The 14,476-nt window shown below is 46.4% G+C and carries 11 protein-coding genes; all 11 read left to right on the top strand.

Annotated elements, in window-relative coordinates; genetic code table 11:
- Nucleotides 1-122: 122 nt before the first annotated feature.
- The 11 genes from NST45_RS26800 to NST45_RS26750 all read left to right on the top strand — a co-directional run bounded on the left by NST45_RS26800 (nucleotide 123) and on the right by NST45_RS26750 (nucleotide 14,431).
- Nucleotides 123-623, top strand: a complete 501-nt coding sequence (locus tag NST45_RS26800; protein ID WP_036678766.1) for a S1 domain-containing RNA-binding protein — start codon at nucleotides 123-125, stop codon at nucleotides 621-623.
- Nucleotides 624-966: 343 nt separating this feature from the next.
- Nucleotides 967-3,474, top strand: coding sequence for a stage II sporulation protein E (gene spoIIE / locus NST45_RS26795; protein WP_036678764.1), 2,508 nt, complete (start codon nucleotides 967-969; stop codon nucleotides 3,472-3,474).
- Nucleotides 3,475-4,044: 570 nt separating this feature from the next.
- Nucleotides 4,045-4,791 (top strand): VWA domain-containing protein, encoded by a 747-nt coding sequence (locus NST45_RS26790; RefSeq protein WP_038568031.1) that lies wholly within the window; start codon nucleotides 4,045-4,047, stop codon nucleotides 4,789-4,791.
- Nucleotides 4,775-5,719: a serine/threonine protein kinase gene (locus NST45_RS26785; RefSeq protein WP_094902328.1), complete on the top strand. Its 945-nt coding sequence runs from the start codon at nucleotides 4,775-4,777 to the stop codon at nucleotides 5,717-5,719. Before NST45_RS26790 ends, NST45_RS26785 begins: the two co-directional genes overlap by 17 nt.
- A 36-nt stretch (nucleotides 5,720-5,755) precedes the next feature.
- Entirely contained in the window at nucleotides 5,756-7,198 is a 1,443-nt protein-coding gene (tilS, locus tag NST45_RS26780) for a tRNA lysidine(34) synthetase TilS (protein ID WP_339824240.1), read from the top strand.
- Between the two features lie 46 nt (nucleotides 7,199-7,244).
- Entirely contained in the window at nucleotides 7,245-7,784 is a 540-nt protein-coding gene (hpt, locus tag NST45_RS26775) for a hypoxanthine phosphoribosyltransferase (RefSeq protein WP_036678757.1), read from the top strand.
- 109 nt (nucleotides 7,785-7,893) lie between these two features.
- Nucleotides 7,894-9,948 (top strand): ATP-dependent zinc metalloprotease FtsH, encoded by a 2,055-nt coding sequence (gene ftsH / locus NST45_RS26770; RefSeq protein ID WP_339824238.1) that lies wholly within the window; start codon nucleotides 7,894-7,896, stop codon nucleotides 9,946-9,948.
- A 259-nt stretch (nucleotides 9,949-10,207) separates the two neighbouring features.
- The gene (nadA, locus tag NST45_RS26765; protein WP_036678753.1) at nucleotides 10,208-11,146 is read left to right on the top strand and encodes a quinolinate synthase NadA; all 939 of its coding nucleotides are present in this window, start codon (nucleotides 10,208-10,210) and stop codon (nucleotides 11,144-11,146) included.
- A 39-nt stretch (nucleotides 11,147-11,185) separates the two neighbouring features.
- Nucleotides 11,186-12,802: an L-aspartate oxidase gene (gene nadB, locus NST45_RS26760; RefSeq protein ID WP_076105842.1), complete on the top strand. Its 1,617-nt coding sequence runs from the start codon at nucleotides 11,186-11,188 to the stop codon at nucleotides 12,800-12,802.
- On the top strand, nucleotides 12,792-13,667 hold the full coding sequence (nadC, locus tag NST45_RS26755) for a carboxylating nicotinate-nucleotide diphosphorylase (protein WP_339824236.1): 876 nt from the start codon (nucleotides 12,792-12,794) through the stop codon (nucleotides 13,665-13,667). The genes nadB and nadC overlap by 11 nt, the downstream gene beginning before the upstream one ends.
- Nucleotides 13,664-14,431 (top strand): type III pantothenate kinase, encoded by a 768-nt coding sequence (locus NST45_RS26750; protein WP_036678745.1) that lies wholly within the window; start codon nucleotides 13,664-13,666, stop codon nucleotides 14,429-14,431. The genes nadC and NST45_RS26750 overlap by 4 nt, the downstream gene beginning before the upstream one ends.
- Nucleotides 14,432-14,476: the final 45 nt, after the last annotated feature.

Here is a 14,476-nt window from a genome sequence, read left to right as displayed (position 1 = left end):
CTGGCTAAAAGAGGCTTTTACTCTGTTGCCTTGCTTTGCTCTTTACTGTATAATCAAATCACCGCAGACAGGATGACCTTAATATTCGTCTGTATATTTTTAAGGGAGGATCATTTTATTCTATGGCAATTGAAGTGGGCACCAAGTTAGAAGGCAAAGTGACAGGCATCACGCATTTCGGAGCATTTGTGGATCTGTCAGGAGGTGTCACAGGTCTCGTTCACATCTCGGAAATCGCCGATAATTACGTCAAGGATGTTAACGATCATCTGAAGATTAGTGATGTAGTAACCGTCAAGGTGATCAACGTCGATAAGGACGGCAAGATCGGACTTTCCATTAAGCAGGCTGTTGACAAGCCAGCATCGGAAGTACGTCCGCCTAGAGCTCCAAGACCAGAACGTCCTAGCGGCGGAGACCGTTTCGGCGGCGGTGGCGGCAGTGGTGGAGGCGGCGGTGGATTCAATCGTGAACGGGGTGGGCGTCCATTTAAGCCTGCAGCCGGTAAACCTTCATTCGAGGATAAAATGTCGCGATTCCTGAAAGACAGCGAAGAACGGATATCTTCGATTAAGAAGAACACAGAAGGAAAGCGCGGAGGCCGTGGAGCCAAACGCGTATAATCCAATACCTGTACATCATAAATAACCGCAAGGGCATTTCGCCCTTGCGGTTTTTTTGTCGTGTCATATAAACTTGCCGACAGCATCCATGTCATTTTCACATAACTCTAGGGCAATCGCTGGCGAATGACCGCCAGGCTTGCGCCTAAAACTGCACTGGAATCAAGCTTGAGGAGAAGCAAACTACTGCGCCGCAAGGGATCGCTCTATTTTTTTAGGAATAATGAACAAAGGCTTTTTTGTCGGAAATTTCTTATGACTGTCCCTCCATTTCTGACAAACTTTCTCAAATGACCCGCTATATAATGAGAACCATAAATTCTTAAACGGGTGGTGTAGGGAAATGAGTAAAAGCAATGTGGTGAATTTGCCAGAGTGGACAAGAGTGGGAAGCGAAGATAAGAAGCAGAGACAAGCCTTAGGCACGCGTATTATAGCTTGGGGTCAGAAGCAGCGTTATATTCAGCTTATAACAGCGAAGAAGTGGATGCTTCTGTTAAGTTTTATGGGGTTTCTGCTAGGTAGAGCTATGATCCTGGACGAGCTGTCCCCTTTTGCTGTCGCATATTTTGCCGTCATTGTGTTTATGCGTCGAGACTCTATTTTACCTGTAGCGGGTGCTATTATAGCTGGAAGTCTCTTCACTCCGTTTCCGGGTGCCTTGGTTACTACGGCTGAACTGATTATCTTCTTTCTTGTTTATAGAGGGCTTGAAAGTTTCGAACGAATAGATTTGTCCTATGCACCCCTTATGGTATTCGTATCCTCGTTTATGGTTGGCCTGTTCAAGATTGTTCTCGGACCTTCTCTTTCCTGGTACCCCTTTATGATGACAACTCTGGATGCTTTACTTGGGTTTGTACTTACTCTTGTGTTCATTCAGGCACTTCCTCTACTAACTTACAAACAAAAGAGCAGATCGCTGAGGAACGAGGAGGTTTTATGCCTTATTATTCTGTTAGCCTCCGTAATGACAGGCCTTGTGGGATGGACCCTTAATGGTTTGTCATTAGAGCATATATTGTCTCGTTATTTAATTCTGCTCTTTGCCATGGCAGGGGGCGCTCCCCTCGGTGCAGCTGTTGGGGTGGTGACGGGGTTGATCCTTAGTCTGGCCGATATCAGTGCTATCTATCAGATGAGTCTGCTTGCTTTTTCCGGAATGCTAGCGGGAATGATGCAAGGTGGGCGAAAGGGTGCGGTATCTATTGGTATGCTGCTAGGATCAACGATCCTTTCCGTCTATTTTACGGGTCCGGGTGATATGATGGCCTCAACATGGGAGACCTGCGCAGCAGTAGTGCTGTTTCTAATAACACCTAAGGCGATGATATCAGCGATTGCAAAATATGTACCGGGCACGTCAGATCATAGCCGATCTCAACATGAATATGCCCGCAGGGTCAGGGATCTGACTGCAGAACGGGTCACTCAATTCTCACAGGTATTCCAACAGCTCTCCAGTAGCTTTGGTCAGATTCCACGTGCCGGAGAAGTGGGCAAATCGGATCGTGAAATGGAAGATTTTATGAATACGGTCACAGAAGGAGCCTGCGCTGGCTGCATTCGCCGTACTCACTGCTGGGATGCAAAATTCTATCAGACATATAGATACATGACAGATATGATGACAACTGTTGAGGAATGCCCTGATATTACGGCTGCTCAGCTGCCACCGGAATGGAGCCGTATTTGTGGCAAAACCGGTGAAGTGCTTGAGGTCATGAAGGGACAATATGATCTCTACCAACATGATATGCGGTGGAAAAGACAAATATACGATAGTCGGCAATTTGTTGCCGAGCAGCTGTCCGGCGTGTCACAGGTTATGGAAGACTTGGCCAAGGAAATTAAGCGTGAGGGGCAGGCCATGTATCGGCAGGAAGCGCAAATCCGCGAGGCTCTTGAGAAATTGGGACTGTCTATTCATGGCATTGAAATTTTAAGTCTGGACCCCGGACGCGTAGAAATAGAAGTAGTGCACGCTTATAATCGCGGTTTTGATGAATGCCGTAAAATGATTGCCCCACTCCTCTCCGACATTCTGGATGAGAATATTGCTGTCATGAGTGAGACGGCGGTTCATCCCCGGGAAGGACTCTCGATGGTTACCTTTGGTTCAGCCAAAGCCTTTGAGGTAAATACGGGTGTGGCAGTTGTTTCTAAAGGTGGAGATATGCTATCTGGCGATAGCTTCAGCACCGTAGAGCTTGGAAATGGCACCTTTGCAGTTTCCATCAGTGATGGAATGGGGAATGGTGAACGGGCAAGGATGGAGAGCAGTGCCGCACTCGGCATGTTAGAAAAGCTGCTGCAATCCGGAATGGATGAGAAGCTGGCTGTAAAGTCGGTCAACTCAATTCTTTTATTACGCTCCCCTGATGAATTCTATGCTACTGTCGACATGGCTTTAATCGATCAATATTCTGCGCAGACAACGTTTATGAAGATTGCTTCTGCACCAAGCTTTATCCGGAGGGGGAGTGAGGTCATTCCAATAACCTCTAGCAATCTGCCGATAGGAATCATTAAAGATATTGATGTGGATTTAATCAGTATGCAGCTTCGCCCCGGCGATATTTTAATTATGATGACCGATGGTATTTATGATGCGCCTGGATATGCCGTTAATAAGGAGATATGGATGAAACGGATGATCCAAGAGCTTGAGGGTGATGATCCTCAAGATTTAGCGGACAGCCTGTTGGAGAAAGTGATCCGTTACCAGGGCAATGAGATCCTTGATGACATGACTATTGTCGTCAGCCGTCTTGATCATTTCCATCCGGAATGGTCCAGCCTGCATATGCCGGGCATCGGCCGTATGGAGCGCCCGCGTACGGTAAGTTAGTTATTTTAGGTTTAGGTTTAGTAGGTTTTAATGTTGGGTGCGCGCGAAGCGTCGTACTGCTTGTATAGTTTAAGGCACGCGTAAGATATCGTGCTGCTTGGGGCACGCGCGAAGCGTCGTGTTGCTTGTAAGCTTGTAGCACGCGTAAGGTGTCGTGCTGAATATAGGTTTAAGCACGCGCGAAGCCGTCGTGCTGATGGAGGTATTCGAGGCGAGTCCGTGACATGTAACTCGCCGGCTTCTACTATTCTCGTTTCAATGGTCGGCTGACTTGGGACGGAATCTGTAGATCTAAACTGTTTACTAGTGAAGGTATGGAACGGAGAGAAAGTTTGGAGCTGTAGAAGCGGAGCGTTCGCCTTTGTCCTCGGATTCCAACCGCGAGAGGCGGTTCTAATCAAGGAATCTGAGGACAACAGCGATCGAAAGCCCAAACATTTCTCGTAGTTCCCCTATTCACTAACCCCCTCTGTTTTGATCTAGACTCCTCACTTAACATCGACCGTTTGAAATCTCTCATTTCTGGATATGCTAGAAACAGAGGTTCAAACAAAGGGGGAGTTGAGGGTTATGAAGCAAATTATGCTCATTACTGACGGTTGTTCGAATGTAGGAGAAAGTCCGGTGTTGGCAGCGGCGCATGCCCTGCAGGAGGGAATCACCGTAAATGTGGTCGGTGTAGTTGATTATGGTACGATCGGTGAAATCGGCAGCCGGGAGATTGCCGACATTGCCAAGGCCGGGGGAGGCCTTAGCCGCATAGTCGGAACACCACAACTGGCGCAGACGATTCAGATGATGACACGCAAGACCGTGGTTCAGACGATCCAGCAGGCGGTTAATAAAGAGGTAAAAAAGATACTAGGCGACGGCTCACTGGATCAGCTGCCTCCTGTTCAACGTTCACAGGTTGTTACAGTTGTAGATGAACTGACAGAAACAACGCCGCTGCGCATTGCACTTCTTATCGATGCCAGTGCCAGTATGAAGCCTAAACTGGGTGCTGTGGAGGATGCAATCCGCGATTTGGCTCTCAGTTTAGAAGCACGGGAAGGCAAGAGTGAGATCGCTGTGTTTCATTTTCCCGGAAATAACAGCAGTGAAGATGCCAAGCTTGATTTAGATTGGACGCATGACATGTCAGGTATTCGTACGCTATTCTCTAAATTACACATGAGAGGCGCAACACCGACTGGCCCAGCTATTTTCAAGGTGCTTGAACATTATCGTTATGATACACTGGATGAACATCGTGGACGCCGACTAAGCGATGACCACGACGAAAGAGAAGGGATGATTGGTGGGTATGTCGTCTAATCCGTCCTATCCTACTGGTACCTTAATTAACGGCAAATGGCGGGGTAACCGTTATGTCGTTGAGCGGATGCTGGGAAGGGGCGCGAACGGAACCGTATATCTTGTGCAAAGAGAAGGCAGACGGGAAAGGTACGCGCTAAAAATCGGATACGATACACTTGAACTTCAATCGGAGATCAATGTACTGACCTCGCTGCAATCGCGACGAAAGCGGAATGAACATCGGGCTCGTCGTGAGAATCCATTGTCTTCTTATTTTTTGGAAGCGGATGATTTTGCGAATGGGGATAATATCCCCTTCTATGTGATGAGGTATGTTGAAGGCAAACCGCTGCATCATTTTTTATCGAAAAACGGTCCCGATTGGTTAGGCCTGGTAGGTCTTGGTCTGCTTGAAAAGCTGCGCACACTGCATGAATGTGGATTTGTGTTCGGTGATTTGAAGCCCGAGAACGTCATGGTATCGAAATACGGTGAAGTGGAACTGATCGACTTTGGGGGCACAAGCCCTATTGGTCGTAGTGTGAAGCAGTTTACCGAATGGCATGATCGTGGTTTCTGGAATGCGGGCAGTCGAATCAGCGATGAGGGTTACGATCTTTTCGCATTTGCTGTGCTGTGTCTTCGTTTGCTCAATGAAGAAGGGCTCAAAAAGGCAGCCTTACAGCTGCCGCAGACGAGAAGTGTGGACGAATTATTTAAGCTGGCTAGAAATTTACCCAATAAGAAACTATCCTCCTGGATTTGTATGGCGTTAAAAGGGGGGTTCTCAGGCTCTGCGGATGCTACTGAGGTCTGGCGAAACCATATTTATAACTCGCGCAGAAAGCGCCCGGATAGTATGGACACCCCTCGGTGGTTAAAAAATGCATTCGCATTGTCTTTGTTTTTGCTCGCCTTTACGATTTATTGGGTATTCCGTTTTTGAACTCATACATATAGTTGGAGAGAGAGGGGGGCGCATATGGAGCAAATGAATGGACTGGTGGAGTCTGTATTGGAGTCAGCAGCCGAGCATGAGCTGTGGGCGCCCCATGACACCATTGTAGTCGCAGTTTCCGGCGGCCCGGATTCTGTGGCTCTTTTGCATGTTTTACATGAAATATCTTTAAAATTTATACCGCTTACCTTAATATGTGCTCATGTGAATCATGGATTTAGGCCGGAGTCGAAGGAAGAGGCAGAGCTCGTACGTGGTGTGGCTGAAGAACTGGGACTGCCCTTTGAGTTTGCGGAATTCGATATTCCCTCCTTGGCTAAAGAGAGTGGACTTGGTCCTGAGGGTACTGCACGTGAGAAGCGGTACGAATTTCTGATTGATACGGCACACCGATATGGGGCGCGTTCTGTTGCTCTGGCTCATCATGCTGATGATCAGGCAGAAACTGTAATTATGCGTCTATTACGCGGAAGTGGCTTATCTGGACTGTCGGGTATCAAGTGGAAAAGAACAGAAAAAAAGGTGGAACTCATTCGCCCATTCCTACGTATTAACAAAACAGCACTTTTAGGGTTATGCCAAAATGAAGGTTTCACTTATGCTGAGGATGCCACCAATCTGCTGACGAAATACAAGCGAAATGCCATTCGTTTGGAAGTTCTCCCTTTTCTGGAAAAGTATAATGGCAGAGTGAGGCAATCCCTCGTACAGCTTGCGGAAATTGCGGGAGCTGAAGATGAGTATATGGAGACGTCTGCGGCAAAATGCTTTGAAGAGCTAGTTTCGGAAGGGGATGGGAAATACACCTTTAACAGAGCTTCATTTGCTGCCATACCCTCCGCTTTACAACGGCGTTTGATTAAACTAATATTAAATTATCTGTCGGCGGATTTATCTGCCCTTGATTTCCCCAAGATCGAAACTGTACGTCGGGGAACGCTGCAGAGCTATCCCACCACCTGGAGCTTGGATTTGGGTGGAGGCCTGACTTGTGTGCGGCAATATGATAGTATCTTGTTCTCGTCCAAGCCCACGACGCCACAGGCAAGCTATACATATCGTCTGTTTTTACCGGACTCTGAGCTTAAATTGGAGGAAATAGGTAAGGTGATGTCGATGGCGGTACTGGAGAGAGAAAACTTTTTTGTACAGGGGGAGGATTATGGGAAGATGTCGGCTTGGTTTGACCGTGATGAACTGGTCTTTCCACTGACGATACGATCCCGATTGCCTGGAGATACCATAAGGATCATGGGATTAAACGGAAGCAAAAAGGTAAAAGATATTTATATTGATGATAAAATACCTGCTTCCGAACGGTCATTGATTCCCCTCGTTTGTGATGGTTTGGGCAATATCGTCTGGATTCCGGGCGTAAGACGCTCGATGCATGCCGCAGTAGGGCGGCACACGACCTCCGTACTTCTATTGTCTCTGGCAGAGCTGGATGACCGCGAAGAAACGTAATGGTCGAAGTAAGTCTTTCATAGTATAACTTAGGAGGTTTCGCAAGTTGCAAAACGATATTCAAGAAGTATTGATCACCGAAGAGGAACTTCAGCAGAAAATTAAGGAGCTCGGTCGAACACTGAGCGAAGAATACGCAGGTCGTACCCCTTTAGTAATTTGTGTACTAAAAGGTGCGTTTATATTTATGGCAGATTTGGTTAAAGCCATTACAGTACCTGTTGAGATGGATTTCATGGCAGTGTCCAGCTATGGAGCATCCACCAAGTCCTCTGGAGTAGTCAAAATTATTAAGGATTTGGATGTATCGGTAGAAGGCCGCGATATCTTGATCGTTGAAGATATTATTGACAGTGGTCTTACACTCAGCTATTTAATTGAGTTGCTCCGCAACCGGAATGCTGCTACTATCTCTGTGGTTACCTTGTTTGATAAACCATCAGGCCGCACTGTTAATCTTGAAGCCAGCTACACAGGCTTCGTGTTACCTGACGAATTTGTAGTAGGCTACGGATTGGATTATGCCGAGCGGTATCGGAACCTCCCATATGTTGGAGTACTGAAACCTGAGATTTATTCCAATTGAACTAAGGACTGCCTCGATCATACGGATCGGATACCCACAACTTCCTTTATTTGAGGTGTCCCAAGAGGCTATGGTACAATAACTTGAGTGTTGTGAGAGGAGGTAGGGGATGAATCGGTTCATCCGGAATTCTGGTTTTTATTTGATTTTATTTTTAGTCGTGGTGGGTATTGTCCAGTTTGTGAGCAATGGAAATGAAGCCGCCGATTTCCCTAGATACGACGAGTTACGGCAGGAGATCAAGAACAACAATGTGAAGGATTTGACGGTTCAGTTTGAGGGTAATGCCTTTCTGGTCACAGGCGAGTATAGAGAGCTGCCTGCCGATACTAAATCGAAAAGCTTCTCCACATATATTCCTCCTACAGATGCCGCTATCGATGAACTTATTCAAGCCAGTGATGTTAATGGGATTGAATTAACTCAGAAGAAAATGGAAGGTACCAGCATTTGGCTGACATTCCTTTCTTCAATTATCCCACTGGTAATTATGTTCATCTTGTTCTTCTTCCTGTTTAACCAGGCGCAAGGTGGCGGCGGTAAAGTCATGAATTTCGGCAAGAGTAAGGCTCGGTTATATAATGAAGAGAAGAAGAAAATCAGCTTTGAGGATGTTGCAGGGGCGGACGAAGAGAAGCAAGAGCTTGTCGAAGTCGTTGAGTTCCTGAAAGATCCACGCAAATTTGCAGCTGTCGGCGCACGTATTCCTAAGGGCGTATTGCTTGTAGGTCCTCCGGGAACAGGTAAAACATTGCTTGCCCGTGCGGTAGCAGGTGAAGCTGGCGTTCCTTTCTTTAGTATTTCCGGTTCTGACTTTGTGGAAATGTTCGTGGGTGTCGGTGCTTCTCGGGTACGTGATTTGTTCGAGAATGCTAAGAAGAATGCTCCATGTATTATCTTCATTGATGAAATTGATGCTGTGGGTCGTCAGCGTGGTGCCGGTCTTGGTGGCGGACATGACGAGCGTGAGCAGACGCTTAACCAATTGCTGGTTGAGATGGATGGATTCGGTGGTAACGAAGGCATTATTATTGTAGCGGCGACTAACCGCGCTGATATACTTGATCCGGCATTGCTTCGTCCAGGACGTTTTGACCGTCAAATTACGGTTGACCGTCCTGATGTGAAAGGCCGTGAAGCTGTACTTAAGGTGCACGCTCGTAACAAACCGCTTACGAAAGATGTAAGACTGGATGTTGTTGCTAAACGCACAACCGGATTCACAGGTGCTGATTTGGAGAATCTGCTGAATGAGGCAGCTTTGCTAGCTGCACGCCGTAACCGTAAAGATATTTCCATGATTGAAGTGGATGAAGCTATTGACCGTGTTATCGTAGGTACTGAGAAACGCAGCCGTGTGATCAGTGACCGCGAGAAACGTATTGTAGCTTATCATGAAGCAGGCCATACTATTGCTGGTTACTTCCTTGAGCACGCCGATATGGTGCATAAAGTTACTATTATCCCACGCGGACGTGCAGGCGGATACGTTATTATGCTTCCGAAGGAAGATCGGATGATCGTTACCAAGCAGGAGCTTTTAGATAAGGTTACTGGATTACTTGGTGGACGTGTTGCCGAAGAATTGTTTATTGGTGAGATCGGTACGGGTGCATACAGTGACTTCCAACAGGCTACGCGCATCGTGCGTGCCATGATTATGGAGTACGGTATGAGCGATAAGCTTGGACCTATGCAGTTCGGATCTTCTCAAGGTCAAGTATTCTTAGGTCGTGATATTGGGCATGAACAGAATTACAGTGATTCCATTGCTTATGAGATTGATCAGGAAATGCAGAACTTTATTACTTCGAGTTACGAACGTTGTAAAGATCTGTTGATCAAACACTCCAAAGAAATGCACTTGATTGCCAATACATTACTTGAGAAAGAAACACTTGAGCTTGATCAGATCACACAACTGATTGAACAAGGATTCCTTTCCGAGGATGGTAAACCAGAGGGTGGCGAAGGTGTTGCCCATGAAGTTGGCGAGCCTGTCATCGACAATATCGGTGATGTGCGAGTTCGCATTCAAGGCAAGCCTGAGGACGAACAGTCCACACTTCCTGACTTATCAAAGGATATCCCGAATAACCCTGATTCTGAGGGTAATGACGGTTCCGGTGATGACAACAAAGGTGGGGGCACTAGCCTTACCTAATTGGGTCCACCATTCATATGATGTAAATTTATCCGGAGAACGTAACTGTTCTCCGGATTTTTTATTTTAATTTTTAAGGGATTCTATGCCTTAAAGCCTGTCCAGTTACATTGACAGGGGCTGGAACGTTGTGTACATTAGTGATTAATATTACTTACTATTTATATCAGCATGTTCATTTTTTCACCATGATGGCGCATGCCATTTGATAACATCATGTCGGCGAAAAGCCGCGAGGATTTAAGGGGGAGAACAATCGGTGGAAGCTCTGGCGCTTGAGCGCAAGCAGGAACAGAATCGAGAACTTCGTATACGTCTTGAACAGCTTAAAAAGGAACGAAACGCAATCATTTTAGCTCATTATTATCAGCGTGATGAAATTCAGGAGGTTGCCGATTTCCGGGGCGACTCTTTTTTACTCGCTCAGAAGGCTGCAGAGACAGATGCGGAAGTTATTGTATTCTGCGGTGTTCATTTCATGGGGGAAAGTGCAAAAATTTTAGCCCCGAACAAAACCGTCCTAATTCCTGATGAACGTGCAGGCTGTCCAATGGCAGATATGGTCAATGTAGACGGTTTACGTAAGCTAAAAGCTCAACATCCAAATGCTAAAGTAGTCACTTATATCAACTCGTCCGCCGAGATTAAAGCAGAAACCGATATTTGTTGTACCTCTGCTAATGCTGTGAAAGTAATCGAATCCCTTGACGCCGAAGAGATTATTTGGGTCCCAGATAAGAATCTTGGTCAATATGTACAAGATCAGACGGGCAAGAAGCTGATTATCTGGGAAGGCTATTGCAACACTCACGACATGTTGACCGTCAAAGATGTAGTAGAGATGAGAGCAAAATATCCAGATGCGGAATTTGTAGTTCATCCAGAGTGCCGTCCTGAAGTAGTGGCCATGGGTGACTATGTAGGCAGCACTACATCAATTCTGGAGTATTGCCGGAAATCGGATCGTAAGCAATTTATCGTTGGAACGGAAGATGGTACCGGATATCAGCTTCGTAAGGATAGTCCAGATAAAGAATTCCATTTTGCTACCAAATTTCTTGTTTGTCCCAATATGAAAGTTAATAATCTAAAAAAACTGGTGAAATGCCTGGAGACGATGAAGCCACAAATCTATGTACCGCCTGCTGTCGCCGACAAAGCCAGAACATCCCTAGAGCGCATGCTACAAGTCCGGTAGCATGCGCTACTCTTTCGTTGAAACAGGTGAAAAGCGGTCATGATTCCACAATATTTGGTTGATTTTGATCTTCGGGATATTCCTACGGTAAAGACAGATTGTATTGTTATTGGTTCAGGGATTGCCGGGTTATTCACAGCTATTAAAGCCAGTGAAGATCGGCGTGTCATAATGATCACAAAGAAATCAGTGATGGAAAGTAATACTCGCTATGCACAGGGGGGGATCGCAGCTGTTATAGCTGAGGATGATTCCCCTGCATACCACCGGCAGGATACCTTAATGGCCGGTGCAGGTCTTTGCTCCTCAACAGCTGTCGATGCACTTGTTAATGAAGGGCCGGAAGGCGTTCATGAGTTAATTCGCTTAGGAACCCTGTTTGATAAGGAAGATGGGGTACTGGCTTTGACTCAGGAAGGAGCGCACAGCCACCGCCGTATTTTGCATGCTAATGGGGATGCTACCGGTTATGAGATTGTTCGTGCATTGGCGGAACAGGTAGCGGAACATGAGAATATTGAGGTCTGGGATGATCATTATGTTATCGATCTCATCACTGAAGGTGGCGAATGTGTAGGCGCATTATTGCAGCGGCCCGGTGGTGGACGGTTGTTCCTGCAAGGGGATGCGACCATTTTGTGCTCTGGTGGAGCAGGACAATTATATCGATACACTACCAACCCTGAGGTAGCTACAGGAGATGGTGTAGCGATCGCCTATCGCGCTGGTGCTCATATACGAGATATGGAATTTATTCAATTTCATCCTACAGCACTTAGTTACCCAGGAGCTCCTAGATTTTTAATCTCCGAAGCTGTGCGTGGGGAAGGAGCAGTCTTGCGCAATATTAATGGAGAGCGGTTCATGGAGCGTTATCATAACCTGCTTGAACTAGCCCCGCGGGATATTGTAGCGCGAGCTATTGTAAGTGAAATGGAACTTACTAAATCAACGTTCGTTTATTTGGATATTACACATGAATCTCCAGAGATGGTGAAGCATCGGTTTCCCACAATATATGAGACATGTATGGGCTATGGACTGGATATTACAAGTGATTGGATTCCAGTGGCTCCTGCTGCGCATTATATGATGGGGGGGATTAAGACCGATCTGAATGGAGAGAGTACCGTCCCGCGTCTGTTTGCTTGCGGGGAGGTTTCCTCCACAGGCCTGCATGGCGCTAACCGTTTAGCTAGTAATTCTTTATCTGAGGCCATTGTATTTGGACAGCGTATTATTGATCGGATTCATGAGCTTTCCCCGCTGGACCGTGATGTTTTATCGGTTATCAGTAACGAGGGCCGTGTAGATTCGCCAACTCAAGCTATTGTGGAACGTCGTTTGAAGCTACAGAAGGTAATGGTTCGATATGCCGGACTACGTCGTAACGAAGAGATGTTACTTAAAGGATTAGATGAATTAAAACGACAGCTGCCAATCTTTGGATCAGCTTTGTCCAAACGTGAGGAATATGAATTTGCTAATATGCTGACCTGCTGTTTGCTTGTGACAGAGTCTGCTCTGGCACGGGAAGAGAGCCGTGGGGCGCATTACCGTGAGGATTATCCGCAGCGGGATGATGATCAGTGGCGTAAGCACCTGCTTCAAATTCGCGAACTGGGAATAGTGGAGGAATTAAGCGATGATGTTTAATGGTTACAATGAAGAGCTAGTACAATCCATCAAGGCTTGGTTGCGGGAAGATGTTGGTTCCGGAGATGTAACCACGCAGATGACGATTTCAGTGGGCCATGAGTCCAAAGGGATTATTCATGCCAAGGAAGACGGGATAATTTGTGGCATCCCAATTGCAGAGCTGGTCTTTGAAATTGTGGATCCGGCGCTTAGTTTTACAGCCTTTGTCGAGGAAGGTCAAGCTGTAACCAAAGGGACTGTAATTATTGAGGTTGAGGGCAGCACACATGCGATTCTAACAGGTGAGCGGCTTGCGCTTAACTTGATGCAGCGTCTTTCGGGTGTGGCATCACGTACAGCTTCTTTCGTGCAGGTGCTGGAGGGATTACCGACTCGCTTAGTGGATACACGTAAGACAACACCAGGTCACCGGATGCTGGAGAAATATGCTGTTCGTATTGGTGGAGGCTTTAATCACCGTTTTGGCTTATATGATGCAGTTATGATCAAGGATAATCATATCAAAGGCGCGGGTGGTATTCGGCAGGCTGTAGGTCGTGCTCGGAAGAACATCCCGCATACGATGAGCATCGAAGTGGAGACCGAAAATTTAGAGCAAGTCGAAGAGGCGCTGGCAGCAGGTGCCGACATTATAATGCTCGATAACATGTCTAACGATATGATGAAGCAAGCCGTGGTTAGGATTAAATCCCAAGCTCCGCATGTTAAGACAGAGGCTTCTGGAAATGTATCGTTAGAAACCGTACGCGGGATTGCTGAAACGGGTGTGGATGTGATTTCTGTCGGGCGCCTTACGTACTCCTTCTCCAGTCTGGATATTAGTCTAGACCTTAATGCTAAGAAGGAAGGGCCTTTGTCATGATGCTTGCTGTCGATATCGGTAATACCAATATTGTTCTCGGTGTATATAGAAAACGCGAATTGCTGCATCATTTTCGGCTAAGCACTGCGCGCCAATCGACCGTGGATGAATATGGAGTAATGATACACAATCTTTTTCATATGTCAGGTATATCTGTCAAAGACGTTGAAGGTGTAATTATATCTTCGGTTGTTCCACCACTGGTTAAGACTATTGAGGATATGTGTATTAAATATATAGGGAAAGACCCATTGATTGTTGGACCAGGGATTAAGACGGGGCTTAACTTACGTTATGAGAATCCGCGTGAAATTGGCGCAGACCGGATTGTTAATGCAGTTGCTGCGATTGAACAATACAAATGTCCACTTGTGGTTGTTGATTTTGGTACGGCTACGACTTTTGATTGCATTGATGCAGGTGCTAATTATCTTGGTGGCGCGATAGTTCCTGGTCTAGGCATTTCAACAGAGGCATTATACCAGCGGGCATCTAAGCTGCCGCGAATTGAATTGGAGAAGCCTAAAAAGGTCATCGGGCGTAATACGGTGCATGCGATGCAGGCCGGAATTATTTTTGGCTATGCGGGTCAGGTTGAGGGCATCGTTAAACGAATTAAAGTCGAGATGAACGCTCCCGAACTGAAGGTTATTTCGACCGGAGGCCTCGCCTCGCTAATTGCGGGTGAAACGGACTGTATTGATGAAGTAAATCCTATGTTAACGCTAGAAGGATTAAGAATTATTTACGATCGTAACCAATAAAGATAAAGAAGCCTAAAAAGGCGAAGAGATAGGAGGGCTATGCAC

It is taken from the genome of Paenibacillus sp. FSL R7-0163, assembly GCF_037969975.1.
GTDB classification, from domain to species: Bacteria; Bacillota; Bacilli; order Paenibacillales; family Paenibacillaceae; genus Paenibacillus_AQ; species Paenibacillus_AQ odorifer.
This window is presented reverse-complemented; position numbering and strand designations above follow the sequence as displayed.